Genomic DNA, 26,929 nt, shown 5'->3' on the forward strand with positions numbered 1-26,929 from the left:
TGGTTTTTTAGCGGGGCCTGAAGAATGATAAAAAGTTTCATGACGCGAGATGCAACATATTCTCGGCCATCACCCACAGAGCACGATTGAGCTTCACATCTCCGTCGATACCGTTTACCGAACGGGTATGAGCACGCTTACCGCTGATCGTGCGCCCCGAAAGACCACCTTTAATCAGGTTTTCCTGAATACGCTGGTAAGTGGTCCACAGGTCGTTGCTCTCGTCCTGCCAGCGACGTGGCGAAAGTATCTGCGATTCCGTCACCGGTTGATGCTCTTCACCAAAGCGATAGGTTAATGCTGCTTTCGCCATTGCCTGCTGTGCGGGTGGCGGCAACAAAAGCGACTGCATGGCATCGCGTTTCTCTTCTACGCGGTCAAATATCCCCAGTACTTCGTAGGCTCCTTCAATGACTTTCTCGACTACGTTGCCTTTGTGCGGCACCCGCACCTCACCGAAACTCTCCCCGCATACCAGCCCGTTCTGGCATACGGCACGAAATAACCCCGGCAGCATCTGGTAAGAGCTGGAACCATCATGGCTGTTCAACAGGATAATTTCTGGCACCTGTTTGCCGGTAATTTGTCCTTCCCGGCGCAGACGAAGCATGTGTTTCGTGTGCTCTCGTTTACTTTCATCCCGGACGCGGGTCTGGCAGGCAAAGAACGGACGAAACCCTTCACGTTGAAGGTTATTCAGCAAAGTAATAGTGGGAATGTAGGTGTAGCGTTCGCTCCGGGATTCATGCTTTTCTTCGCTGAAGACGCTTGGCACATAATGGGCCAGTTCGTCGCGGGTTAATGGGCGGTCACGACGTACAAGGTTGACTGCACCAAAGCGGCTGGCTAAACGTGTCATAGTTAATTCCTTTAAAAATGGGCATAAAAAAGCCACTCCACTGGAGTGGCTTCGGATGGAAGATAAATTATTCAGGGAGAAGCTGGTGGCTGGTCTTGCTGTGGCGACAGTTCACTGTCAGGTAATGTCGGCGGAGTTAGCTTGTCGATCTGGTAATGTTGTAATCGCTGCAGAATAAAGGGTTTACTGTACTGGAAGTATCGAAGACACCATTCGTACTTCACGACTCGCCTTATGATCAGAGGCAAGCGTTCATACGCTTTGCTGCACACCGATAAAACAAAGGCATCATCATTAATTCTGTCCTCTGCTATTGCAGCCAGCCCTTTGATAAAGGAGCGCTTCAGCTTTTGTCGAGAATTAGCTTTCAGGTGAACGTCGGAAGGCGATAGTACGTGTGATCCAGGAGCTTGCACACAAACCGTGTTGCCAGATAGGGGCTTTTTCAGGCAAGAGTGGCGAGTTTTTTTATGAGCCTTATCAGGCTAAGGGTCATCAGGCTGGCTCCCAATGTTTGGCATACGACCGACTTACTCCTTAGCAGAGTGAGTCCTGCAACGCTAAAAACAACGGGCCAGGTCAGATCCAGTGATTGTGTATCTATATCGTCAGGGAATTTCGGGTATTTCATAGGACTGTCCATAATACGTCCGGTATCGCGGGTAGCGTATACCGGACCGGGTAAATAATTAGGGGAGATCGACGGAAGCTATTTCCTCAGAAGCGTTTGTGGGACCACTGTAAACGCCGACGTATTCATTTAGAGGGAAGATAATTACTGCATTATTCTTCGGATCAAAAGTGCAACCATTTAATCCTGCAATTGCAGCAGTTTTCCCTGAGTTTTTATTTTTCACAATCAGTTTATTGTCTGCACAGTTGCTGGCTTTAACAAAACTCACTACATAACCGTCCTGCTCAGCGACGGTTTCAGTCGTCGTTAGTTTTGGCTCAGGGCTACGTCCTGTCTGCCCACTTACGCGCTCGCGGCTGTAAGGAACATATTGAACAGCGTCGTTACGCATGGTTGGCGGGTCGTTGTTCATGCTCAGGTAAACAGGGCAGTCAGCAGCGCCCACTGCACAGCTCTTACTGAAAATAGTACGAGACGGCCAGCCTTTAGTGCCAATGTAGGCTGCACCAGTTTCATCCAGGCAGTAAGTTTCCTCCCATGCATAGTCTTTATTTTGGCCCGGCATGGTGCGGGTGGTAATAAGGCAGGTCAGAGCTTTCACTGGCTTACCGTCGTAGCGGATAAAGTTTTGCTCCAGCGGTGCACCCGGGTACAGCAGGGGCGATATGTTTGCAGCCGCAGCCTTATTTTGCGCATCAACCGAAGCACTGGCCTTTCCGCTATGTTTTACGTTCACGGCCTCGTTGTTCATGTCCCGCAGCATTTCGCCGCCTTTTTCTGTCAGAAAGAAGGTATAGCGCTCAGGATGAATGTTCCCCTGAATAGTGATAGCAGAGCTGAATGCCGGGAGCGAAAGGGTGCAGACTAAAACCAGGCGTGAAATGAATGTCGCCATAAAAGATATCCTTACTGATGATTAACAATGTGGGAGCATGAGTTACTGGAAGGGGTGATTAATGGCTGATGCAGTCTTCCCAGTTGAGGTCCGACAGAGCGTCCCTGAGCCCTGCGGTTTTGAACGGGTGAGATACGGGTTTATTCATCCGGGTGATTTCAATTTGCCCATGGTTGCCTGTGTTTTTGAGCGCTATAAAAGCCGCCTCATCTAGCGGGTAATGAACAGCGTTGATATTGATTCCCATGGATTCTTGTCCATTATCTGGTATATCCATTGGCTCCTTATCAGACCCGCTGTAGCTCACTATCAAATTGCTGTCCCGGCAGGTGATCGTCATACGTTCTCCGGCGCTATTGTCGGCGTTAAGTTCAAACTCCATCGCATTGACAGTGCCAAACCAGTTGCCCCATTGCTGCTCCTGGCCCATGGCGTGCACAACACAGCTAAACAATGTTGCACCGAAAAGAAGTACAGATGTGATCTTCAACATAGAAATTCCTTACTATTGTTTTACAAACGAAAAATGGCCTTTTGTAGTACAAAGGGCCATTCGATCGTATGCATTTTGTCCGGGGCGGGATAATCGTTATTACTGATCAGTTACCAGGAATTGATCGTTATTATCTATGCAAATAACGATCAATAATTCACTATCGATAGGTAGTGACTATCATTATTTGAAGTATCGATCGGTGTTGCAGATCAATGCGGTGAGACACTCCAGAATCTGTCCGGAATGATCTCACCGTGGTAATACAGGTCTGAAAAAAAATGGGATGCGTCAGAACGCGGGGATGCTCAGTCTTCGTCCTTGTCACCTTCCATCATCGCTTTTTGCAACCTCGTCCAGATTTTTTTTGAGGTTGAGCCCGGATTTTTATCTGGCATCGGTGCTGAGTGTTCATCACTGCGAGGTAATTTCCCCATACGTTTCAGAGCTTCCCCAATGGAAATATGCGTAACCTGGCCATCGCTGGAATTATCAGTAGGAGAGGCGTGCAGTACCGTTGCATTATGAGTTTGACAGTCCTTTTCTTCCTTTTCCGTTATTTCATTGACCGGAGCATATTGGCTATAGGACTGTATTTCCGGTATGAAGGACATGTTACTGATAGTAGCAAGCTCGGTAAGTGTTGTGACTGTAAATGGTTCAGAAACGGGATTGGGCGCGGATGTTTTATTCTTTATCCGGGCACGCAAAGATGCTTTTCTTTCTCTGGTATCAGAAGTTGCTCTGTACTGATGTACCTGCCATGCCTTTTTAAAACGTTGCATAAATAGTTCATCTTTTAAAAACAAATAAATGAACAAAAAATAAAACTTAACAGCCATGTATTTTTCAAAGGAGCCTGACGGCCTCAGCATGGACAGCATACTGCTGTTAGTAAAAGGTGCCGGATTGGTTTCTCCTGTATAATGCCCCTCACGGTCTTTTCTCCGGGTATTCATTCGACTTCTATCTTTCTGAATGTATTTCCATGCCCAGTCGCATTTTTTCTTGCTTTTTGGTGAAAGAGGGAAATTTATACTCGAAGGATAAATTTCCTCCCACTTGTTACGAATCTGGCGCATCAGATCGAGCCTGGCTTTAAGGGTCGCAGGTGCACGGTCAAAAAAATCCTCTATAACTGATAGACGCTCTTTATTATCGACAGGGTAAGCATCCAGTTCCAGTTTATTGTAAAGGGAATCATGTATATTGGGATAGCGTTGGTTCCTTATTCTACCAACTATAAAAACGTCCAACTCAAGCAATTTGAATGAATCGTGTATCTGGCTTTTGATAAACAGCCATGTGAAGTAGCAAGCATCAGGTGATTTTTTTACCCAAGAAAATTCAGATGCGGGTATCTGGAGTGATTTAAACTCATTAAAATCTATTGTGTAGATCCTCTTAACCTCATTATCTTTTATCAGTCGCACAGCCTGATTAATTGCCTCTTCAGCGATTTCAATATTACTGCCAAATATGTCATCTGCATTGTAAATGTTTTTAGTTGATGCCAGTTTATTGGTCAGTATGGCCAGATCCTGATCAGATAGATACCACAAGAATAATCTCATGGCCCTCCTGTTATTTATTATTGCACTGTGCAGTGAATTTTCCACAAGTTACGTCCTGTAATACGTTTCGATTAAATTTCAATCATCATAAGGTCAGGTATAAAAATAGTCAAAAAAGAAGAGTGAAAACTAGTTATTTTCATAGCTATAAACGTAGTTTTTTATGTAGTAAAAAATGTAGTACATGACTGGCCTGTAAGTCTCGTAACGTCAGGGCTTTTACCATATTTATGGATGTGATTTCAGCATGGATTTCTGCTTCCAGTTTATCAAAGTGTGACGACAGGGTGACTTCTGAGCATCTGCAGTAAAAGGTTGCAGCTTTTCAAATGCTGCCCAGATCACTGGGAATGTAAAATCGTACATACGCGACCAATGACATGAAAGGATGCCGACCGGTGTCCTCCTGATAAATTACGGAAACATGTCATGAGCACTATTAATATTCACGAAGATAAATTCGTTAGCATGCAGTTCATTACTGAACTGACAGGGTTATCTGATAAATGGTTTTATAAGCTGGTGCATGAAGGTAAGTTTCCAAAGCCGGTGAAGTTTGGTCGCAGCTCCCGCTGGATTGAAAGTGAAGTAAAAGAGTGGATCGAGGAGAGGATTAAATTATCGCGTTCTGGTTCTATTGTAATCTTTAATGAGGAAAACAAGTAAGCCCTTTCCTTATGAAAAACCAGCTAACTTCGGAGTGAATTCTAAATATAGAATGTGAATATCTCCTGGAATTCAGCGGTCGTTTAATACACCAGTTGTGTTGGTATGGTAATATATACTCATCAGTACATACCTGCTATACATGCGTAATATAAACATCAACACCAAGTATCACACTAAAATAAGCAACAATAATTACCACATAAACTTCATTAATATCACATCAGTGATATATGTCCGATACGTTTATCAGTTAAACATGGCATCTACACTCTAACAATCTGAAGTGATATCACTCCCATCCTTTAAAACATTATGGCATCAGCAATGATGCTCTTCATTCTGAGAAAAGAAACAATGAATAATATCTATACACTCAATATGAACCATGCACCATTCAACACTCATTACTTACATCGATTGTCGAATGTCATTCATAACGCTGTGCGTGAACATCCAAGAACAACAGCCATTCGTGTTGACCTTCATGTACCCAATTATAAAGATACCGGTGATAGCATTTCTTGCATCATCGATATGAATAAAGGACTCATGTCCCGTTTTATTGAAGCACTTGATGCCCGTATACAGATATTCCTGAAGAACAAAAGTAAAAATGGCATGAGAGTCTATCCGTGCCATTTACGCTACGCCTGGGTTAAAGAAATTGATAAAGATAAAAGTGATAAACCACACTGGCATGTGGTGTTATTCCTCAATAAGGATGCCTTTCTCGGTCTCGGTGATTATACGGGGAATGATTATAACGTGGCCTCTATGATTCAGGCTGCATGGTTGAGCGCTTTAAAGCTACCTTTAGCTACTGAATATTTAACGCTGATTCACTTCCCTGATAATCCCTGTTATCACCTGAATATCAATAATCCTCCAGCCTACTCTGAGTCATATAACGGTTTAATGTACCGCCTTAGCTATCTGGCAAAGGAACGTACGAAAGTATACAGCAATGAGGAACGGTCATTTGGCTGTAGCCAGTCTTGATCGAACAGGGGCTGGTCAGGGTGTTACCGCCAGCCACATCTCTCAACCAAACACAAAGCCAGCTAACCATGCTGGCTTTTTTATTTTTCTCCGGAGTTCATGATGAATTACTTCGTTTTAGCCACTCATGCCGTCACCGCAAAGGGCGAATGGGTTACACCAGAATCTGTTCAACAGGTTGATTTTGATTCAATGTATTGTATTTACTGCAAACTGCAGATCGGCGTTCAAGTTGATCCACTGACATCTACAAAAACGTTTGTGCACCTACCGGGACATATCAACAATGTTGCTCGGCTCAAAACATGTCGATTTAACAAGCTACAAACAGCACCAGAGCAAACCTCGCTAAAAATCATCCCAACTTCGGAAAAGCCCATTCGACCTACCAACACGAAGATAAGGCAATGGCGATGCTGCTGGTGCCATGTTTGTTGGCATGGAGAGAAGATATGTCCTCAATGTGCTGACTGGATCTATGCAACTGATGTGTAAGAGCTGTATCGATTGCTTGACGCCAAAAAGCGGAAGTTATGCCAAGTAATTATTAAAACAACATCCGGCTCCAAAAGACCTATTGAAATGCGGTCAGCAAAACAGATACATTACGCACGTTGTTACCTTGTATCACCAGGATGTCGTTGACTGTGTTTTTTAGCCGTGAAGTCATTTCCAGAATCGTGCTTATCATCATGGCTGTTGCCGTGCTGAGCAGTTCGCTTATGGCAAAACCACAGGCTATGTATAACGTTCAGGATACAACGTCTGTCAGTGAGCATCAGCACGACAGCGATGAGCCGCTGAATGAACACGATCCGCTACTGTTCCACTCGCACGGTAATGTGCATCACCTCAATGCCGATCATTCCCACGATCTGAACAAGCTCTTCACTCTGACTGCCTTGCAGGCCTGGAACGCAGGTATGCGCGCGACGTTTGCACTGAGTTCAGAACAAATTCTGCGAATGCCACAGGCCACCCCCGAACGCCCTCCGAGATCCCTGTCTGCGTAATAACTGCTGTTAATTCGTTATTATTCAAACTGTAAGGATTTTGTATGAACACCTGCCTTAATTTACAAGGCCGGTTGAGCGGTGGCCTGTTTTCGACTCAGGCGCGTTCGGCTTGTCTGTTTTTCTTATTGTTATTGCTTTTCTACAGCCAGGGTGCGGCCGCACATGGCGTAGCCGAAGGCGACAAAGGGTACATTCAGGAAATCACCGGGATTAACATCATCCCGTTTATCTACCTTGGCGCGAAGCACATGGTCACCGGCTACGATCATCTGCTATTTCTGTTCGGCGTGATTTTCTTTCTCTACAAAATGCGTGATATCGGGCTGTACGTCAGCCTGTTTGCTATCGGGCACTCCACGACGCTGCTTATTGGTACGTTCTTTGATATCAGCGTCAGCGCCTATCTCATTGATGCCATTATCGGACTGTCCGTGGTCTACAAAGCCCTTGATAACCTTGGCGCATTCCAGCGCTGGTTTGGCTTTCAGCCTAATACGAAGATGGCTACGCTTATCTTTGGTTTCTTCCATGGCTTTGGCCTGGCGACCAAAATCAAGGAGTTCGAAATTTCCCCCGATGGCCTTTTCGTCAACCTGATTGCCTTCAATGTCGGGGTCGAGATAGGTCAGCTTCTGGCGCTGAGCGCCATCCTTATCATCATGAGTTACTGGCGGCAGACGGCGAGCTTTTTCCGCCATGCCTACACCGCCAACGTAGTGATGATGAGCGCCGGTTTCCTGTTAATGAGTTACCAGATTTGTGGCTACATTTTAGCCTGAGGGAGAAAAGAGAATGTATAACACCGATTTACCGACCCGCGCAGAGCTGCCGTCTGCGATGAAGCTGATGCAGTCCACTATTCTGGCGGCTATCGTCGCTTTGACGCTGCTGATAACCATCGTGATGCCTTCAGAATACGGTATCGATCCAACGGGCGTTGGCCGTCTGCTGGGCCTTAAACAGATGGGCGAAATCAAAACGCAGCTGGCGGAGGAAGCCGCCACGGACAAACAGGCGAGTACGAGCCAGTGGGGACAGTCAACCACTCCGGTGAATGAACGTCCGGTGCCGGATAACCCGCCGACAATCACGCAAAACAACTATCCGGAGCTGAGCGTTCCGGCGACAACTCGTGCGCCAGAAGCCCCAACTGCCGGTTCTCAGCGCAATCAGCTGTTAATTACTCTGAAACCGAATGAGGCGGCTGAAGTTAAGATGGAAATGCGTAAGGATGCCCGGGTGACTTACCAGTGGACAAGCTCTGGACCTGTCAACGTGGATGCACACGGCGATCCGGTTAACGCACCGAAAGGGTTTTACCACGGCTATGGTAAGGACCGGCAGATAACCTCAAGGGATGGTGTGTTGCAGGCCGCCTTTGACGGTAAGCACGGCTGGTTCTGGCGAAATCGTGGTTCACAAACGATTACTATCCAGCTTGATACCAATGGCGAATACCAGAGCATTAAGCGCGTAATCTGATTAATCAGGCCCGCATTATGCGGGCCTTTTTACACACTTCGGCAATACAAGACTTTACACTCCAGCCTCTTACATCCCCCCCAGGGGGATGCTAATATTTTTAAACCGTTGTCACTGTCCATTGAGAGAAGCACTCAGCGATGTACCTGATGTTTAAACGTTCACCCCGTTATATTCTGATGATTGTCATCATGGCCGTTGGCATGATGATGTCGTCGATGGGCACGTTTGCGTCACACGGTACCAACGGCCTGACAGGTTACGAGATGAATCTGCATGATGCAGAAGTCACCATGACAGTGCAGGATCACTCCCACGACTCGGATATCCCTCAGTCTGGTCACGCAGGCCATCATCAGACAGACCATTTCCATGAAACCCCTCAGCAGCCGCCCTCTGTGGAGATCACCCTCTCTCCTATAGCAGACAGATGGTTGCCGCTCGCCGATCTTCGCAGCCCGGTTAAGGCTACGGACATAATTTACCGCCCTCCAAGCACCCGCAAGATCTGATCGCTGTTGCCGGTAGCAGTTTGCTGCCTGGCGTTTACCAACTTCAGATTTAGCGGAGAAGCTATGTACACAGACTCCATACAGGCGCGTCGTGAGATTGCGCGTAATTTTACTGAACTTAATTATCGCATTAACCCTCTGCACTGGCAGACACTGTGCATGGGCGTGAATCGCGATCTCCAGGCCAAAAAACTGCGTCCGAACGTCCCTGTTCCTTCGCGGCGTAAGGTCATTCCGTTCCTGAAAATGATGCACAAAGAAACGGGTTCGATGCTGAAAGCTATTCTTGCTTTTGGTTTCGATGGTCCCTGGACCTCCAGCGGTGGTTCTTTTCGTCTGGCGCGAGAAATTGGGTTCGACATTGCCCACCATGCGAAAAATATTCACCACAAAAACGGTACCGTCACCTTCCTTGAAATTGGTGCTGCCTGGGCAGGTTTTCGTGCTGAAGAAGCGACCAGCCATCAGGCGACGATTTCCGGGCTTGCCCAGAGTTTCAGGGAGCAGCTTGGGGAGAGTGCATTCCTGCATTTCACCAATCTCACGCCATGGCACGAATCGCTGCCAAAGGGGGTGACTGAGCATCCCTACGTGACGGCAGCCGGTCTCTGCGCACTGGAAAATCGCGGCGTTCAGGCCGGTGGGGTCGATATTATTTATTCCCAGGCCGCAGCCTATTTCGAGCAGGACTACACAACGTTCCTTCGCAGCGCAGCCCGTCTGCTGAAAGGGGATGGCGTCTTAATCTTCAACCATGATCCTGTTCTGGCGAGCGCGATGGATGAAGTCGCGTGGGAGCACGGACTGCGGCTGGTCAGACGTAAGCAAATGGGCGGAATGAATGGCGCGATTGCCCGTTATCACCGGCTTCGTTCATCCCCAGTGAGTCAAATGGTTTTCCCCGGCGTAAACCGGGAACAGGACGATGAAGTGGTCTGTGAATCACTGGTTATGTCGGCACTTCGTCGCAGCGTGGAGGTGTAACGCCCGATATGTTGACGCGCAGACATTTTCTCACCACCACAGGAGCGTTGCTGATGACAACATTACTGCCGGGGGAAACCCTGGCAGCCTCTCTGGCCGAAAAAGTCAGTGATACATGGCAAAGAATTATTGCTCGCCGCACTGCTAAGGAGACGATAACGCCGGGCTGGATTTTGCAGTCGCTCGGGCTTCAGCCGGGCTCAACGGAACTGCGGAGAGCCATTTTTGAACTGGTCAGGCGCGTGCCCTATCAGCTTGGGTCATGGAATAACCAAAGCATGAGCCTGTTTGAGCAGGGTTTTGGCGACTGTCGTCATAAAGCCGCCGCGGCCGAACGATTGCTGGTTGCCGGTGGGATTACGGCGAAGAGAAAACTGGTGCAGTTTGACTGGGCTGATTTACCCGTTCCTCCGGAAATACTGGCTATTTTGCCGCAAACCCAGGGATTTCATGACACAGTAACTTTTGAGTTAAACGGGAAAACCTGCCTGTTTGATGCCACCTGGGATATCGCCCTGCGCGGCGCGGGCTTCCCGGTGATGCCTTCCTGGGATGGCAACTCTGATACCTGGTCGGTGACCTCCCGGATGTCGACGCAGCAAACCGTACAGATGCCACAGCCCGGTCAGGATATTTACAGCGCTAACCAGATGAGCTGGCCTCAGCGCGAGAAAACCATGGCCTTCAATCAGGCGCTGAATAGCTGGCTGGACGACGTTCGGGCTAACCGTGATGACTGGTGCACCATCGTCCATAGCGATGTTGAAGCCACGCGGCTGAGTCTGAAAACCTGCCTGGGACTTCTGAGTTAACACCTTTCTCGTCAGAAGGGGCTTCGCAAGGAAGCGGTGATAACACCTTCGACACTCTTTATGCTGCTTCAGGTATAACGCTGGGATACCTGAAGCTTTTTTTATTCTAAATATCAGATGATTGGTCAACTTCCTATCCTCCCCACCAGGATAATGCTTGTCATTTTTTTCAGGTCGCTCTATGCTTTCAATATCCCCCCCAGGGGGATATAAATTTAAGCCAAGAGAATTCCTGATGCTCAATATTCTATCTAATCGTACCTATCGCCACCTGTTTATGGCACAGGTTATCGCCCTTATCGGCACCGGTCTGGCGACCGTCGCGCTGGGTCTGTTAGCTTATGATCTCGCCGGAGACAGGGCCGGTGCTGTGCTGGGTACCGCGCTGGCGATCAAGATGAGCGCCTATATTCTGGTTGCGCCGGTGGCGGCAGCCTTTGCCGACAAATTCCCGCGTCGCACTATGCTGGTGACGTTGGATCTGGTTCGCGCTCTGGTGGCTATTGCGCTGCCGTTCGTCACCCAGATCTGGGAAATCTATATTCTGATCTTCGTACTTCAGTCTGCCTCGGCGGCGTTCACGCCAACCTTCCAGGCAACTATCCCGGATATTCTTCCTGACGAACGCGAATATACGCGGGCGCTGTCTTTGTCGCGTCTGGCCTACGATCTGGAAAGCGTTATCAGCCCAATGCTGGCGGCGGCGCTGCTGACGGTCATGAGCTTCCACAATCTGTTTGCCGGGACGGCGGTCGGGTTCCTCGCCTCTGCGGCTTTGGTTGTTTCCGTCACATTACCAAAGATGAAAGCGTTAACGGTTAAACGCAGCATCTATGACAAAACGACGCGAGGCATGCGTATCTTCCTGAAAACACCAAGACTGCGTGGCCTGCTGGCACTCAACATGGCCGTAGCAGCGGCGAGCGCGATGGTTATCGTCAACACCGTTGTTCTGGTTCAGGCTGATTTTGGTTTCTCACAGCGATCTACCGCCATTGCTCTGGCCTTCTTCGGTGTGGGTTCCATGGTGTCGGCGCTGGTTCTCCCAAAACTCCTCGACAAAATGAGCGACCGCATGCCGATGCTTGTGGGGACCGCGCTTTTAGTGATTGGACTTGGGCTGGGTATTTTCCTGAAGGATTACGTCACGCTGGTTGTGCTGTGGGCGCTGCTGGGTGTGGGCTATTCGCTTTCTCAGACGCCAAGTGGTCGCCTGCTGCGCCGCTCATCAACGGCTGAAGACAGACCTGCGCTGTTTGCTGCCCAGTTTGCACTGTCGCATTCCTGCTGGCTGGTCACTTATCCGCTGGCCGGGTGGGTAGGTGCCACATGGGGAACACAGGCTTCGTTTGTCGCCCTGACTATTGTGGCCGTGCTGTCGCTGCTTGCCGCCGTACTGATCTGGCGTCCTGAGCATGAAGCTTACGCTCAGATTCACCGTCATACCGATTCAGACACAACCCATGAGCATGATTTCGTCATCGACGATGAACATCCGTCATGGCCGAAGAAAGATAAGTAATTAACCCAAAAAGACAAAGAATCAGGAGAGGATAAGCCGATAAAAAGTGTGACCCTGGCGTTGATACACATTATCTTATCCCCTCCACCTGGAGAGGATAAATCATGACCGTTCACGCATCACACCCTGACATTATTAAAAGACTTAAACGTGCCGCAGGGCACCTGAAAAGTACCATCCAGATGCTCGAAGATGAAAGAGCCTGTCTGGATATCGCCCAGCAACTGCACGCAGTGGAAAAGGCGATAACGAATGCGAAGCGTACCTTAATTCATGACCATCTGGATCACTGCCTGGAGGACGCCCTTCATGCCGACCACAGTGAGTCTGATAACACGCTTAGCGAATTTAAAGAGATAACTAAATATCTTTAAGGCAAGCGAAACATGACTGATTTTTCTGCTCTTTTACAGCAAGGCGTGGCGAATGCCTGGCTGTTCATCCCCAGTGCGATCCTGCTGGGTGCGCTTCACGGACTGGAGCCGGGACACTCCAAAACGATGATGGCCGCGTTTATTGTGGCTATCAGGGGAACGGTGAAACAAGCCGTATTACTGGGGCTTGCCGCGACCATTTCTCATACGTCTGTGGTCTGGCTCATTGCTATGGGCGGGATGTACATCAGTCAGAAATTCACCGCCGAGTCCGCTGAACCCTGGTTCCAGCTGATTTCAGCCATCATCATTCTTGTCACGGCGGCATGGATGTTCTGGCGCACCTGGCGCGGTGAAAAACTGTGGAAAATGGAGCAGGAAGAGGAACATGGCCACGGCCATCACGAACATGACGAAACCCGCATAATCGATACCGGCCACGGCAGCGTTGAACTCTCTATTTTCGAGGAAGGGCAACCGCCTCACTGGCGTTTACGCACACTCAGCGGCAGGAAATGGGAAGCCAGCAATATCTCTGTGGCCACAAGGCGGGGGACTGGAACGTATTCTCAGGTTTTCGACTTCGTTGAAAAAGACGGGTTTATGGAATCAGTCCTGGCAATCCCTGAGCCACACAGTTTCGATGTGCGCCTGTCTTTAGGCCATCGTGGGCATGTACACGATTATGATGTGGAGTTTCGCGAGCATGAGCACGGTCACGACCATGACCACTCCGCGCTGGAGGGGCTGGATGTTAATTCCCGCGAATACCAGGACGCTCACGAAAAAGCCCATGCTAACGACATCAAAAAACGTTTTGCCAATCGCAGCGTAACCACAGGGCAGATTATCCTGTTTGGGCTAACCGGTGGACTCATTCCTTGCCCGGCGGCCATCACCGTTCTGCTGCTGTGCATCCAGGTGAAGGAATTTACGCTCGGCGCTGCACTGGTACTGTGTTTCAGTATCGGCCTGGCGATTACGCTGGTTTCTGTGGGTGCAGCGGCGGCGTTTAGCGTTCGCCAGGCAACCAAACGCTGGAGCGGTCTGGATACTCTGGCACGCCGAGCCCCATACTTCTCAAGCGTACTGATTGCCCTTGTCGGCATTTACATGGGCTACCATGGCTGGATCGGCGTTACCCGCTGATTTTCTCTTGTAAAAGCCACATGCCTGAACCCACCGACCGGTGGGTTTTTTTATCTCTGAAGCCTGTCACATTTTTATCCCCCCGCAGGGGATAGCAATTGAGCTTTTATAGACGCTCATTTATGATTAAGTTATCCCCCCTGGGAGGATGTGAAATCATAAATGGAACCTGCTATGCAAAAACAATACTTCAGTCATATTCGTCGCCAGTTCGTCAACGTCACCGGCGTATTGCTCGCTTCATCCATCGCCATTCCAGCCCTGGCAGCGCAAGGCGGTTTCTCCGCAGAGAAAGATCCAGTCGCCACTGAGCGCATGTATGCCGGTCATAAGGTTCAGCAGGAAAACAGTCAAAGCCGCATTCAGGCCGTGTCGTCAATGCACGAAGGGGCGTGGATCACGCTGGAAGGCAATGTCATCAGCCAGCAGCAGGAAGAGTGGTACACCTTCCGCGATCCAACCGGAACCATCAAAGTTCGTATTCCGCAGAAAGTCTGGAACGGGCAGCACTTCGATGCGCAGGATCTGGTGCGGGTGAGCGGGCAGATAAGCCGTGAGAATGGCACCACGAGCGTTAATGTTGAAGTGATTAAAAAGCCTTAATGTGAAGAGTCATTAGAACTGTGAGTTCAACGGGTCGATGGAACGCTATCTTTATAGCAGCATATGCCAGTTCAAATACCATTAACGCTTTCATTCTAATACCTCACATTTGAATAAACACATATGTACAGGCAAATTTTTTAAATACAAACAGCCTTACTGCTACCCGAGCAGTTTGCTGATGCCAGCTTACGGGCGATGGCCTGTACGTCGTCCTGTTGGCTTAACCAAGCCTGCTCAATTACCTGAGCAGCCCAAGAAGAAATATGCGGAGATAAGCGGTAGTGAACCCACTTGCCCTGCTTGCGATCCAGCAATAGGCCACTTTCCCGAAGCATCGCCAGATGACGAGAGATCTTAGGCTGCGACTGTTCCAGCGCCGTGCAAAGTGAAATCATCTCCAATTTTGCTAATCATAGGTTTACAACAATGAATGAGAGGATATTATCACTAAGAGTGTTCATCATGGATGAGAGGAAAATGAGTTCGACACAGCAAGATTACCTCTACAGACAGTTCTTTCGGTTAAAAGTACACGAATGTATGGGAGACAGTTTTCAGGCGCTCTTTTCGAAGGTTATGCAATACGCAACTCCTGGCTTTCAAGCTGTTTCCCCTTGGGGAAACTGGGGAGATGGCGGGAATGATGGGTGGATTGCTCATGAAGCTCATTACTTCCAAGTTTATGGGCCTAAACCTTCAAATCAAACCAAAGAGCTAGAAGCTGTTAATAAATCGATTGGCGACTTTGATAAATTAGTCGCCAAATGGGGGAAAGTATCAAAATATACTTTTGTAATGAATGATTATTTTAAGGGTATTCCAGCACCTGTTGGACTTTCATTAAATTCGCTTGCAATCAGTAAAAGTCTTAATCACGCAGGTGCAATGGGCGGGATGGAGCTCCTTCAAAAATTTATGTCATTATCTGAGGGTGAAAAGCAAGATATTGTAGGTTTCATTCCTGAGGTTGATTTGGATTTTACAGATAGTCGAGCTGTTGGCGAAGTGTTGACTTTTTTAGCACAAAAATCTTCTTCACCCATAAATTTTTTAAGTGAAACCGCCCCGGACTTCGAAGATAAAATAAAAATAAATGGTATTACAAAACCAATAAAGAGCAGGCTGGAATCTTTTAGTTATCAACTATATTTGATAAATGAATTTTTAGATTCTGTTGATAGCGGTCTTGAACAAACTATAGCTCAAGAAGTTAAAGAAACTTATGCAAAAAGCAAATTGGCGATAACTGAAGATAACCACAATTATGCAGATTTAAGATACACTTGGATGATAGATAAACTCCTTCCCCCTCAAGTTACCACAAGTGCGGTCGCGAGTTATCGATTTGCAGCAGAGTTAATTTTAGCTAAATATTTTGAGACATGTGATGCTTATGAACATCCAAGCAATGCTTCTGCCACATAAGCATGTTAGGTTTAGTAACTCCCTAATTGCGATTGCAGGATACACCCGTTCGTTAATTGATGGACCGGTATCCATAGAAGAACTATGGACAAAAGTAGAGCGAAAAAATAAATCAACGATAATCACGCCCTCTTTTACACAATTTATGCTTGCCGTAGACATTCTTTTTTGCATCAAACAAATAATGCTAGATAACGAAAACAGAATAATGCCAATATGCAGCATTGATGACAAATTACAAAATAAGGAAAGTTAAATGAAGTTAATTCGCTTAACTTGCGATCAGCCAACCTTTCATCCAGTGCATTTCAATGACACAGGGCTAACGTTGATTATTGGTGATAGCTCTAAAGAAAAAGAAGGCAGTAGTAACGGAGTCGGCAAGACACTTATTCTCGGCCTCGTTCAACATTGCTTAGGCGCTAATGCTGATAAAAAATTAACTTCAGCAGTTCCAGATTGGTGGTTCTCGTTACTTTTTTCTCATAATGGAGTTGAATACTTAATATCTAGAACGGGAAATGGGAAAAAATTATTATTAAATGACAAAACAATATCTCTAAAAGCATTTAAAGATCTATTAGACAAAATAGGGATATTTAATCTTGAGAATAACATTCCGTATTTATCATTTAGATCTTTATTTAAGCGTTTTTCGCGATATACCAGAGATGACTGCATCAGTCCAACTAGGACAAAAAAGGAGCAAGACTTTGAAGCATTGCTTCGCACCGCATTTCTTCTCGGCATAGATCATAATTTAATATTATCCAAAAGAAATAATAAGCAAGAACTGGATAAAGTAAGTCAATCCCTAAAAAATTGGCAAGACGATGATATTCTTAAAGACATGTTTAGAGCAGGCTCTCAACCTAAAGTACGCTATGAATGGCTAGAAAGAGAGATCCCAAGACTGCAAGATGAACTTAATACATTTCAAGTTCACGAGCAATACAGAGCTATTGAGAATGAAACAAACAGTTTAACTATAAAATTACGAGAAGTTGAAAAAAATAAAAATATAGCTGAATTTAAAGTTAGTAATATAGAAAAAACTTTATTATCACACCCTGATATTTCAAGAGAAGATCTTCTTGAACTGTACAATGGCTTACAAGAGATTTTCAAGCCAGAAACATTGGCCCATTTTGAGTCAGTTGAAAATTTTCACAAATCATTATCTTTTAACAGAAAGAAAAGACTTGAAAATGATAAAATAAAACTTTTGTTAGAAATTGAATCTCTTAAAATTGACATTAATGATATTTCGGCATTACGTGATTCATATTTGGAATCCCTGCAAGGCAAGAAAGCATTTGATGAATACGCAGTCATAGCGAGACAACTGGCTGAATTTAAAGAAGAAAAAGAAAGGCTGCATGATTATTTAAATTTCTCTATTAACCTTCAAAAGAAAGCTCAAAATCTAAGAGAAAGAAAAGTTGAACAAGACAGATTAGCGGTGAACTATGCTTCTACAAATCCTCTTTCAGAATATGATAAATTTTTTGCTGAACTCGCAGAAATAATGTACCCGAGGGTACCAGCAGGAATAGTTTTAGATGTTAATACTGGTGACAACAAAATCCGTTATGATCTAAGCATCCAAATCGAGGGTGATGATTCGGATGGGATCAATGATGCTAGGATATTATGCTTTGACTGGTTAGTATTTACATGTGGCGAAAACCATGCCATGGATATGCTATGGCATGATAATCGTCTTTTTGCCGATATAGATCCAGGTGTTCGCGCAAGATGGTTCTCTTTTGTCAATCAGTCATTAAAACGAAGCGGAAAGCAATATATAGCATCTTTAAATACTGAAAACTTTAATGCTATGGAAACAACTTTATCTGAAATCGAAATGTTAGAACTGAAATCAAAAATTGTCCTTACTCTTCGTGGTGATAAAGCAGAGAATAAACTTCTCGGCATTCAATTTGGAAGTAAAAAGTAATCCTCAGGCAGGCACTGCCTGCCGAGTATCAGTTGCTTGCTCGTTATCGGTAGCAGTATTAACCGACCTCGAGACTCAAAATTCACTCTCATCTTTTTTCTGTAATGCCACACCAAGGCTATCAAACAATTTTTCTCCAAGAGCTTGTGCGTGATCCAGCAACATTTCTAAATCTTGTTCGGTGATCACTACCGAATTACCTTCTTTATCTTTTCCGCCACGATGGACTAAATGATTACGCTTTTGTGTAGCTATTTCTATCGCATCTATTGGCCACTCTTTATGTACATTAATATCAAATGTAGCTTTATAACGACCTACAACTTTGTTTGTACTATGCCAACTTGCACTAATCAGATGTTCTTTGATTGCTTTAATCAATTCCGCCCTCATGTTTTCAATAGATTCTCCTTTGAATGGCAAAGCCAATATTTCTTTACTTACCTTAAATTCCGTCTTACCTTTTTCTATGAAATCTTTAAGGTATGAGTCATTTTTATCTATGGAGTTAATAAACAACTCAACATAAAGAGTTTCCAAAGCTGTAATGACGTTAATGTATAAGATGCTAAGCAGATGTTCTTTTTGCTTATCTTTAAATTCGCCTTTAGCCAGCATTTTTATTCCATCAATGCTTTCAACGAACTTAGAAAAGGGTTGTTCGGAAGATGTAACAGCATCGTACAAGTCTTCGTCGTACCAATCATTAATATTATTTGAATTACCTGACCACTCGTAGCACTGTTCTTGTAAATCATTAACTAGTTCTTGGATATAATCAAATTTCACGTACCCTTCAAACATCGCTTGCAACTCTTCACTTGCTTCGTATGGGCCACCATAAATGTAAGCATATCCGCCTTCACGGGATTCATACGGACAAGAGTTTGCGGGATCTTCGAAATTTTCAAAAAACCAATTCCGCATAACTTCAAGTTGATTTGCTTTACTTATATATTGCAGAGATTCGAGCGGGACTTTTTTACCATTAACATTAAAGACAACTTTCACGATACAACGCCTCTTTGAAAAAGTTATAACATTTTGACTCACTCCTCAGTGACTAACATAGCATGATTTTCATCTCTAACCTCCGCAGATCTTCACATCCTACGGTACAACAAAAAATTTGCGTAAAGCATTAACTTCGAAGGCAAAAAATAAACTCACGTTGGTTCAGCCTCTTCGATGAGAAGAGGCTCTACTTGCCCCTTACCACTCTATCAAGCAATCAAGCTAATAGCTGCATAAGCTAGGGGTTAGCTGGAATTTGCCTACTTGACCGATGAAATCTGCATACCACTGCATCATCTCCCTTCGCCCTTCTAGATACAACGCATGGTTATACGTCCCTCGAATCGCGTTCTTATCAACATGCGCAAGCTGGGTTTCGATCCATGCCGTATTGAACCCTTCCTCGTGCAAAATCGTACTCATCGTGTGACGGAAACCATGCCCCGTTACCTTCCCCGTATACCCAATCCGTTTGAATACCTGATTAATACTCGCTTCGCTCATCGACTTGCGGGGATCATTACGCCCTGGGAACACCAGCGGATATTGCCCTGACATAACTTTGAGTTGCTGTACGATTTCCAGCGCTTGGGTAGAGAGAGGCACAAGATGGGGCCGCTTCATTTTCATTCGTTCGGCAGGAATTTCCCACACCGCTTTTTCAAGATCAAACTCACTCCAGAAAGCACCTCGGAGCTCACCGGTGCGTACTCCCGTAAGAATCAGCAGACGTGCTGCAAGAACAACTAACGGGCTTCCTGTATAGCCTGCGAGAGCTTTAAAGAAGTCTGGTAACTCCTCAACAGTAAGGAAGGGATAATGCTTCGATTCATGCCCTGACATCGCGCTGGTTAGATCCGCTGCAGGATTGTATTCCGCACGACCGGTGACGATGGCGTAACGAAAAACTTCGCTGCAGCGCTGGCGAACCTTCTTGGCCTTCTCTGTCGCGCCACGGTTTTCCATTCGACGTAGCACATTCAGCAGAACCAAAGGTTTGATATCATTCACCGGCTGCTGGCCGATATAGGGGAAAATATCTTTATTGAAGGCTTCGATAATGTCAGAAGCATACCCTTCTGACCATCGGCTCACCTTCGTTCCGTGCCATTCAAGCGCCACTGCCTGAAACGTATTATTGAGCTGGACATCGCGAACCAACTTTTCTTCTTTCTTAGCAAACGATGGATCGATACCCTCGGCCAGTTTTTTCTTGGCTTCATCTCGTAGTGCCCTCGCTTGTGCAAGGGACACTGCTGGATAGACACCAAAAGCCATACGCTTCTCTTTTCCATTGAAGCGATACTTCATCCGCCAATATCTGGAACCAGAGGGAACAACCTCAAGATACAAGCCAGCACCATCTGCCAGCTTGTAGGCCTTCTCTCTGGGTTTAGCGGCGTCTACCTGCCGTGCATTTAGCTTCATTGGGGGCATCTCCCTGGACCGAACACAGAATGCCCCCACTTATGCCCCCAACTGTAACTTGATTCCGGTTGAGTCCAGTTGATAACAGGAGATAAGATACGGGCTAGAAACCGCATTATACGGGCTTTAAGTTGATTTCGGTAGACTTGAGAAGAGTTTGAAATGGTGCCGATAATAGGAGTCGAACCTACGACCTTCGCATTACGAATGCGCTGCTCTACCAACTGAGCTATATCGGCCCTGAGAGTCCGGTTACGAGTGTAACCACGGGGCAAAAGGTTAGATCTAACCGGGTGATGCGTCAATGCCCTTTTGAATCAAACGGCTATTTTTGCATCACCCGTGATTATTTACGCACGAATTGTATCGTCACCGAAGCCGATCCACTTGTAGGTGGTCAGTGCTTCGAGGCCCATAGGGCCGCGCGCGTGCAGTTTCTGCGTGCTGACCGCCACTTCTGCGCCAAGTCCAAACTGGCCGCCGTCGGTGAAGCGCGTTGAGGCGTTGACATACACCGCAGAGGAGTCCACTTCGTTCACGAAGCGATCGGCATTGCGCAGCGTACGCGTCAGGATCGCGTCAGAATGCTGGGTACCATGCTCACGGATGTGGGCAATCGCGTCATCGAGATCGCTAACAATCTTCACGTTCAGATCCAGCGACAGGAACTCGTCATCGTACTGCTCCGCTTTGACTGGCACTACCTTAGCCGGGCCATCCTGGAGCAGTGTGAGCGCATTGGCATCCGCGTGCAGCGTTACGCCGCTCTCCGCCATCTGTTTGCTCAGCGCCGGGAGGAAGGTATTTGCAATACCCTGATGCACCAGCAGCGTTTCCACGGTGTTACAGGTACTTGGACGCTGAGTTTTGGCGTTAACGATAATCTTCAGCGCCGGGGCAATCTCTGCGCTGTCATCGACAACGATATGGCATACGCCGATACCGCCTGTAATGACCGGAATAGTGGACTGTTCACGGCACAGCTTGTGCAGACCTGCGCCACCGCGTGGGATTAGCATGTCGATGTATTTATCCATGCGCAGCATTTCGTTGACCAGCGCACGGTCTGGGCTCTCGATTGCCTGCACGGCTCCCGCCGGTAAGCCACACTCTTCCAGCGCCTTCTGAATGACGTTTACCGTTGCGGCGTTGGTGCGCCAGGTCTCTTTTCCGCCGCGCAGAATGGCAGCGTTACCGGTTTTCAGGCACAGAGAGGCGACGTCAACCGTCACGTTTGGACGGGCTTCATAAATCACACCAATGACGCCGAGCGGCACGCGGCGACGCTCCAGACGCAAACCGCTGTCAAGCAGCCCACCGTCAATCACCTGCCCTACCGGGTCAGCCAGATTACAAACCTGACGGACATCATCAGCGATGCCTTTCAGGCGCGCCGGCGTCAGCGCCAGGCGGTCGAGCATCGCTTCGCTCAGGCCGTTTTCACGCGCCTCAGCTAAATCTTGTTCGTTGGCTCGCAGGATCTCAGCGGATTGCGATTCCAGATAATCAGCGATTTTTTCCAGCACGCGGTTTTTCTCACGGCTGGAAAGGAGCGCCAGTTTGTAAGAGGCGGCCTTCGCGGCTGCGCCCATTTGTTCCAGCATGTTCTGGCTCCTTAACGAATAATCATGTCATCGCGGTGAACGGCAACCGGGCCATATTCATAGCCCAGAATGGCGTCGATCTGCTGCGAATGGTGGCCCGCAATGCGGCGCAGCGCGTCGCTGTTATAGCGGCTTACGCCATGGGCGATATCGCGACCTTCAAGGTTACGGATGCGGATCACTTCACCACGGGAGAAGTTGCCTGTCACGCTTTTAATTCCTTTAGGAAGCAATGAACTCCCTCGTTCCAGAATCGCCGCCGTCGCGCCTTCATCAACGGTGAGCTCACCGGCAGGAGGCGCGCCAAATATCCAGCGCTTGCGGTTTTCCAGCGGGGATTCCTGCGCGTGGAAGCGGGTGCCGACAGAGATGCCTTCCATCACGTCACCAATCACGCCCGGGCGGCTGCCCGCCGCAATAATGGTGTCGATACCGGCACGGCACGCCACGTCAGCAGCCTGCAGCTTGGTTCCCATACCACCGGTTCCCAGCCCTGAAACGCTGTCACCGGCGATGGCACGCAGCGCATCGTCGATGCCATGAACGTCGGTGATCAGTTCGGCTTCCGGGTTGGAGCGCGGATCTGCGGTAAACAGCCCTTGCTGATCGGTCAGAAGCAGGAGTTTATCAGCACCGGCCAGAATGGCGGCCAGCGCAGAGAGATTATCGTTATCCCCCACTTTGATTTCAGCGGTGGCAACGGCATCGTTTTCGTTGATGACGGGAACAATGTTGTTGTCCAGCAGCGCGCGCAGGGTATCGCGCGCGTTCAGGAAGCGCTCTCTGTCTTCCATATCCGCGCGCGTCAGCAGCATCTGCCCGACGTGAATACCGTAGATGGAGAACAGCTGTTCCCAGAGTTGAATGAGTCGGCTTTGTCCCACGGCGGCCAGCAGCTGTTTAGAGGCGATCGTCGCGGGGAGTTCGGGGTAACCCAGATGTTCACGCCCGGCGGCAATCGCCCCGGAAGTCACAATCACAATACGATGCCCTGCGGCATGCAGTTGAGCGCACTGACGTACAAGCTCAACAATGTGGGCGCGATTTAGGCGGCGCGATCCGCCTGTTAACACACTGGTACCGAGTTTTACCACCAGCGTCTGGCTGTCACTCATGATTCTCTGCCGTTCAACGATAAGGGAAAGTAATGTCGAACGAACGTTTTAACAGGAGTCAGCCCGGTTGCCAACTGCCTTAGTACATCACAAAGCACTTTGTTGCGCGGGATCAGGAAGCGTAGCGGCAAAATTTGACGGATTTATTACCGAAATAATAAATCACAGTTTTTTAAAATTATTCTTAGTTTGTCATAAAAGTTTCATTCCAGAACGATAAAACCCTTCTTGTTTTTTCACGGGACTTAAGCATGAGCTTATCGTCCAGCGAATTTTTTTAGCGCGTTTATAAGACAGGATCGAAAATGAAAAAGAGCACTCTGGCATTAGTGGTTATGGGCGTGGTGGCTTCTGCATCCGTTCACGCAGCTGAAGTTTATAATAAAAACGGTAATAAACTGGACGTGTACGGCAAAGTTAAAGCGATGCACTATATCAGCGATGATGACACCAAAGATGGTGACCAGACGTACGTTCGCTTCGGTTTTAAAGGTGAAACCCAGATTAACGATCAGCTGACGGGCTATGGCCGTTGGGAAGCCGAATTTGCCGGTAACAAAGCCGAAAGCGACTCTTCTCAGAAAACACGCCTGGCGTTTGCGGGTCTGAAACTGAAAGACTTTGGTTCCCTGGATTATGGTCGTAACCTGGGTGCCCTGTACGACGTCGAAGCGTGGACCGATATGTTCCCTGAGTTCGGCGGCGACTCTTCCGCACAGACCGACAACTTTATGACCAAGCGTGCCAGCGGTCTTGCAACCTACCGTAACACCGATTTCTTCGGTGCGATTGATGGCCTGGACATGACGCTGCAGTACCAGGGCAAAAACGAAAACCGTGACGCCAAAAAACAGAACGGTGACGGTTTCGGTACCTCTCTGACCTATGACTTCGGCGGTAGCGATTTCGCCGTCAGCGGTGCGTACACCAACTCTGACCGCACCAACGCACAGAACCTGCTGGCGCGTGGTCAGGGCCAGAAAGCAGAAGCCTGGGCTACCGGTCTGAAATACGACGCGAACGATATTTATCTGGCAGCCATGTATTCCGAAACCCGCAATATGACGCCAATTTCCGGCGGCTTTGCTAATAAAGCGCAGAACTTTGAAGTTGTTGCACAATATCAGTTCGATTTCGGCCTGCGCCCGTCTCTGGGCTATGTCCAGTCTAAAGGCAAGGATATCGAAGGGATTGGTGACGAAGACCTGGTGAAATATATCGATGTCGGCGCGACCTATTACTTCAACAAAAATATGTCCGCATTTGTTGATTATAAAATCAACCAGATTGACGACGATAATAAACTGGGCGTAAGCAGCGATGATATTGTTGCGCTGGGTATGACGTACCAGTTCTAAGATTATCCGAATAAGAAAATCCCGGCAGATGTGCCGGGATTTTTTTTGCCCGAAATGAATGCGGTCTGATGCCCTCACCCCGGCCCTCTCCCACAGGGAGAGGGAGAAAAGCATTACGCGGTCAGCTTCACCGCTTCGCTGGAAAAGTTATCCGCGGGTTCGAACTTCAGCTCCAGAGAGGCCAGCAGTGCGCTCGCTTTGTCATGGAACTCTTTGAGGGTATATTCCAGGCGATCAATCACTTCCTGATCGTTGATGGTGGTGGCCTGCCAGTTGCCGTCTTTATTAAACAGGCCAAACTGGTAGCTATAGGTAAAACGTTTCTCCTCAGCTTCCATTTCCATCCACCAGCCCCAGAATTCACGTTTTTCGGGTGCAGGCTTCACGTTGACGCAAACAGCCAGGCAGTCGAAAAAAAAGCGATTCTCTTCACACTGCTCTTCTCGAATATACGGGCCGAGAGCCATAAATTTCTTAATCAGCCTACTTTTCGGGTGTCCACTCGGTAACGTCATTGCGATCTCCTTTTGTGAAGCCACTGTTTTACCAAACCAGCAAAATTTAGCAATCTATTAACACAATCTCTGAGCGATCCAGCGCGTAATCTCTTTCAGTGCTTTGTCGAAATTCTGATATACCGGGCTGAACGGCACCTCAAGCAATTTGCCATCCGCAGATGACGAAGTGATTAAGCGTGACTCTTCCTCCGGGCTGAACGGATCGTTTTTCCAGAAGCCGGACAACATCGGCGTCGGGCAACGGCGTCCCAGCAAACCTTGCGTTTTTAACGAGTAACGATTGAGCTCAACGCGCAGCGCTTCATCTGATGCATCATGCATGCCAAGGCGGCTGGCCAGCACGTCAAGGTACATTTCCGGCACGCTGCCCTGACGGGCAGGATCGCTAAGCAGGGCGTGGACTACCGGGCCCAGGCACGCGACGGCCTTCAGGCGCGATGATTCAAGATAAGCCAGACGCACTGCGACGTTCGCCCCAAAGCGGAAGCCGAATGCCGCCACGCGGGTGTGGTCAACCCAAGGAATGTTTTCCAGCGCTTTTAGCGCATGCTGGTGCAGCAGACTGGAATCCTGAGTCAGCTTCCATTTGGATGAGAAACCAATTGAGGGCATATCAAGCGTCAACATCGCGATCCCTTTTGGTGCGAAGTAACGCTCATACAGGCTGTAATAGTCGATTTGCAGCGAATCCAGCCCGCCGCACATCAGGACGGTCGGGAACGGGCCGTCTCCTTCAGGCATATGAAGGAAGCCGGTGACGGGCGCACCGCCGGGAATGGTGAACTCCAGTTCGCGCATCTGGCCCGGAAGGCGCTGAGCCGCTTCTTCATAGGCTCGGTTCGCCAGCGCCTGAGCCTGCTCAGCCAGCTCATCACCTTTTAAATGCGGGTAGGCGGCAATGGCGTAGAGATTGGCCGCATGGAGCCAGTGCTTGCCGCTCCGCGTAGCATCTTCCTCCTGGCTGGCTTTTTGCTGCCAGAGCATCGCCTGTTTAGACCATTCATAGATCCAGTTGCCGCCGCGATAGCCGACCACCGTGTCGTAGAGTTCGCTGTCTGTGCGCTCCGACTCGCTCATGACGATACGCGCCTGCACATCCAGGATTTCACGCGGATCAATACCGCGCCAGATCCACATCAGGCGGTTAATCATGCGATACCAGTGGGGGACGTTTTTGCCGTCTAAGGCAGACTGGACGGCAGGCTGGATACCCGGATTGAACCGACGGACCAGCGTCGACGTTTCAGGGTGTTTGAAACGGGGTTTGAAGAGTGTCTCGGTGAGATTCGCCTGCGTCATTGCGTTGCCTCCATGGATACGTCATATAACGTCCATTGTAACGCGTGGCAGGATAAAAAGAACAACGCCCGACATAGCCGGGCGTGTAAAGTTACGTGCGGAAATTAACGGCCTGAAATAGGCGGTACAAAGACCACGCCCATATCCCATGGCTGTTCAATCCAGGTATCCTGAGGGATATCAATCACGTAATCGTCAACCAGTGGGCGACCCGCCGGTTTCGCGAAGATAGTGACGAAATGCGCTTTTGGATACATTTCGCGGATAGCCACCGCGGTACCACCGGTGTCCACCAGATCGTCGATGACGATAAAGCCTTCACCGTCGCCTTCAGCGCGTTTCAGCACTTTCAGCTCACGCTGGTTGTCGTGGTCATAGCTGGAGATGCAAACGGTATCGACATGACGAATACCCAGCTCACGTGCCAGCAGCGCCCCCGGTACCAGACCGCCACGGCTGACGGCAATAATGCCTTTCCACTGTTCGGAAGGCATCAGACGCGCAGCCAGTTTGCGGGCGTGAATCTGCAACATGTCCCAGGTGACGACGTATTTTTCGCTCATGTGAAGTGTCCCAGCCTGTTTTTATACGGCTTAAAAAGTGTTCGAGGGGGAAATAGGTTGCGCGA

28 protein-coding genes, 1 tRNA gene and 1 pseudogene are annotated in these 26,929 nt (G+C 48.2%); 17 read left to right on the top strand and 13 right to left on the bottom strand.

Going from position 1 to position 26,929, the window contains the following annotated elements:
- Positions 1–37 precede the first annotated feature (37 nt).
- The 4 genes from O1723_RS17070 to O1723_RS17085 all read right to left on the bottom strand — a co-directional run bounded on the left by O1723_RS17070 (position 38) and on the right by O1723_RS17085 (position 4,455).
- Positions 38–859, bottom strand: coding sequence for a DUF932 domain-containing protein (locus tag O1723_RS17070; protein WP_023303146.1), 822 nt, complete (start codon positions 857–859; stop codon positions 38–40).
- 689 nt (positions 860–1,548) lie between these two features.
- Positions 1,549–2,388, bottom strand: coding sequence for a hypothetical protein (locus tag O1723_RS17075; RefSeq protein ID WP_023303145.1), 840 nt, complete (start codon positions 2,386–2,388; stop codon positions 1,549–1,551).
- Positions 2,389–2,446: 58 nt separating this feature from the next.
- Complete coding sequence (locus tag O1723_RS17080; protein WP_023303144.1) at positions 2,447–2,881, bottom strand: hypothetical protein; 435 nt, start codon at positions 2,879–2,881, stop codon at positions 2,447–2,449.
- 308 nt (positions 2,882–3,189) lie between these two features.
- On the bottom strand, positions 3,190–4,455 hold the full coding sequence (locus O1723_RS17085; protein ID WP_023303143.1) for a hypothetical protein: 1,266 nt from the start codon (positions 4,453–4,455) through the stop codon (positions 3,190–3,192).
- Positions 4,456–4,884: 429 nt separating this feature from the next.
- Here O1723_RS17085 and O1723_RS17090 point away from each other — a divergent pair, with 429 nt between their 5' ends.
- From O1723_RS17090 to O1723_RS17150, 13 genes are all read left to right on the top strand, one after another.
- A complete protein-coding gene (locus tag O1723_RS17090) occupies positions 4,885–5,121 on the top strand; it encodes a helix-turn-helix transcriptional regulator (RefSeq protein ID WP_023303142.1) in 237 nt (78 codons plus the stop codon).
- 357 nt (positions 5,122–5,478) lie between these two features.
- Positions 5,479–6,123: an inovirus Gp2 family protein gene (locus O1723_RS17095; RefSeq protein WP_023303141.1), complete on the top strand. Its 645-nt coding sequence runs from the start codon at positions 5,479–5,481 to the stop codon at positions 6,121–6,123.
- A 192-nt stretch (positions 6,124–6,315) separates the two neighbouring features.
- Complete coding sequence (locus tag O1723_RS17100; protein ID WP_237767850.1) at positions 6,316–6,618, top strand: putative zinc ribbon protein; 303 nt, start codon at positions 6,316–6,318, stop codon at positions 6,616–6,618.
- Positions 6,619–6,758: 140 nt separating this feature from the next.
- A complete protein-coding gene (locus O1723_RS17105) occupies positions 6,759–7,136 on the top strand; it encodes a hypothetical protein (protein ID WP_223259293.1) in 378 nt (125 codons plus the stop codon).
- A 44-nt stretch (positions 7,137–7,180) separates the two neighbouring features.
- Entirely contained in the window at positions 7,181–7,918 is a 738-nt protein-coding gene (locus O1723_RS17110; RefSeq protein ID WP_023303139.1) for a HupE/UreJ family protein, read from the top strand.
- A gap of 13 nt (positions 7,919–7,931) precedes the next feature.
- Positions 7,932–8,621 carry a hypothetical protein gene (locus O1723_RS17115; protein WP_023303138.1) on the top strand — a complete coding sequence of 230 codons (690 nt, stop codon included), beginning with the start codon at positions 7,932–7,934 and terminating at the stop codon, positions 8,619–8,621.
- Positions 8,622–8,761: 140 nt separating this feature from the next.
- Positions 8,762–9,133: a hypothetical protein gene (locus O1723_RS17120; RefSeq protein ID WP_023303137.1), complete on the top strand. Its 372-nt coding sequence runs from the start codon at positions 8,762–8,764 to the stop codon at positions 9,131–9,133.
- A gap of 63 nt (positions 9,134–9,196) precedes the next feature.
- A complete protein-coding gene (locus O1723_RS17125; RefSeq protein WP_023303136.1) occupies positions 9,197–10,117 on the top strand; it encodes a class I SAM-dependent methyltransferase in 921 nt (306 codons plus the stop codon).
- A gap of 53 nt (positions 10,118–10,170) precedes the next feature.
- Positions 10,171–10,929: a hypothetical protein gene (locus O1723_RS17130; RefSeq protein ID WP_023303135.1), complete on the top strand. Its 759-nt coding sequence runs from the start codon at positions 10,171–10,173 to the stop codon at positions 10,927–10,929.
- A 235-nt stretch (positions 10,930–11,164) separates the two neighbouring features.
- Positions 11,165–12,451 (top strand): MFS transporter, encoded by a 1,287-nt coding sequence (ncrA, locus tag O1723_RS17135; RefSeq protein ID WP_023303134.1) that lies wholly within the window; start codon positions 11,165–11,167, stop codon positions 12,449–12,451.
- Between the two features lie 104 nt (positions 12,452–12,555).
- Positions 12,556–12,825, top strand: a complete 270-nt coding sequence (locus tag O1723_RS17140) for a metal-sensing transcriptional repressor (protein ID WP_023303133.1) — start codon at positions 12,556–12,558, stop codon at positions 12,823–12,825.
- A gap of 12 nt (positions 12,826–12,837) precedes the next feature.
- Positions 12,838–13,974, top strand: coding sequence for a nickel/cobalt efflux protein RcnA (locus tag O1723_RS17145; protein ID WP_023303132.1), 1,137 nt, complete (start codon positions 12,838–12,840; stop codon positions 13,972–13,974).
- 162 nt (positions 13,975–14,136) lie between these two features.
- Positions 14,137–14,577: a YgiW/YdeI family stress tolerance OB fold protein gene (locus O1723_RS17150; RefSeq protein WP_135702047.1), complete on the top strand. Its 441-nt coding sequence runs from the start codon at positions 14,137–14,139 to the stop codon at positions 14,575–14,577.
- A 140-nt stretch (positions 14,578–14,717) separates the two neighbouring features.
- Here the strand turns inward: O1723_RS17150 and arsR are convergent.
- Positions 14,718–14,972 (bottom strand): annotated as a pseudogene (gene arsR, locus O1723_RS17155) (As(III)-sensing metalloregulatory transcriptional repressor ArsR); the annotation flags it as partial.
- Between the two features lie 184 nt (positions 14,973–15,156).
- Here arsR and O1723_RS17160 point away from each other — a divergent pair.
- From O1723_RS17160 to O1723_RS17170, 3 genes are read left to right on the top strand one after another with little or no spacing between them, the layout of a single operon-like run.
- Positions 15,157–16,005, top strand: a complete 849-nt coding sequence (locus O1723_RS17160) for an ABC-three component system protein (RefSeq protein ID WP_139152759.1) — start codon at positions 15,157–15,159, stop codon at positions 16,003–16,005.
- Positions 15,989–16,261 (top strand): ABC-three component system middle component 6, encoded by a 273-nt coding sequence (locus tag O1723_RS17165; protein WP_350029641.1) that lies wholly within the window; start codon positions 15,989–15,991, stop codon positions 16,259–16,261. Before O1723_RS17160 ends, O1723_RS17165 begins: the two co-directional genes overlap by 17 nt.
- Positions 16,262–17,965, top strand: a complete 1,704-nt coding sequence (locus O1723_RS17170; RefSeq protein WP_023303128.1) for a DUF2326 domain-containing protein — start codon at positions 16,262–16,264, stop codon at positions 17,963–17,965.
- A 75-nt stretch (positions 17,966–18,040) separates the two neighbouring features.
- On the opposite strand, the gene O1723_RS17175 is transcribed toward O1723_RS17170, so the two are convergent.
- From O1723_RS17175 to proB, 5 genes are all read right to left on the bottom strand, one after another.
- Positions 18,041–18,976, bottom strand: coding sequence for a hypothetical protein (locus O1723_RS17175; RefSeq protein WP_023303127.1), 936 nt, complete (start codon positions 18,974–18,976; stop codon positions 18,041–18,043).
- Positions 18,977–19,201: 225 nt separating this feature from the next.
- Positions 19,202–20,407 carry a tyrosine-type recombinase/integrase gene (locus O1723_RS17180; protein WP_023303126.1) on the bottom strand — a complete coding sequence of 402 codons (1,206 nt, stop codon included), beginning with the start codon at positions 20,405–20,407 and terminating at the stop codon, positions 19,202–19,204.
- A 163-nt stretch (positions 20,408–20,570) separates the two neighbouring features.
- Positions 20,571–20,646 (bottom strand) — tRNA-Thr (locus O1723_RS17185).
- Between the two features lie 111 nt (positions 20,647–20,757).
- Entirely contained in the window at positions 20,758–22,011 is a 1,254-nt protein-coding gene (proA, locus tag O1723_RS17190; RefSeq protein WP_014882685.1) for a glutamate-5-semialdehyde dehydrogenase, read from the bottom strand.
- An 11-nt stretch (positions 22,012–22,022) separates the two neighbouring features.
- Entirely contained in the window at positions 22,023–23,126 is a 1,104-nt protein-coding gene (gene proB / locus O1723_RS17195) for a glutamate 5-kinase (protein ID WP_014882684.1), read from the bottom strand.
- 305 nt (positions 23,127–23,431) lie between these two features.
- On the opposite strand from proB, the gene phoE reads away from it, so the two are divergent.
- Positions 23,432–24,484 carry a phosphoporin PhoE gene (gene phoE / locus O1723_RS17200; protein ID WP_014882683.1) on the top strand — a complete coding sequence of 351 codons (1,053 nt, stop codon included), beginning with the start codon at positions 23,432–23,434 and terminating at the stop codon, positions 24,482–24,484.
- Between the two features lie 113 nt (positions 24,485–24,597).
- Here the strand turns inward: phoE and crl are convergent, their stop codons facing one another.
- From crl to gpt, 3 genes are all read right to left on the bottom strand, one after another.
- On the bottom strand, positions 24,598–24,999 hold the full coding sequence (crl, locus tag O1723_RS17205; RefSeq protein ID WP_014882682.1) for a sigma factor-binding protein Crl: 402 nt from the start codon (positions 24,997–24,999) through the stop codon (positions 24,598–24,600).
- Positions 25,000–25,056: 57 nt separating this feature from the next.
- Entirely contained in the window at positions 25,057–26,301 is a 1,245-nt protein-coding gene (gene frsA, locus O1723_RS17210; protein WP_014882681.1) for an esterase FrsA, read from the bottom strand.
- Between the two features lie 104 nt (positions 26,302–26,405).
- The gene (gpt, locus tag O1723_RS17215; protein WP_003863205.1) at positions 26,406–26,864 is read right to left on the bottom strand and encodes a xanthine phosphoribosyltransferase; all 459 of its coding nucleotides are present in this window, start codon (positions 26,862–26,864) and stop codon (positions 26,406–26,408) included.
- Positions 26,865–26,929 lie beyond the last annotated feature (65 nt).

It is taken from the genome of Enterobacter cloacae complex sp. HYC080_NIDB, from assembly GCF_056673325.1.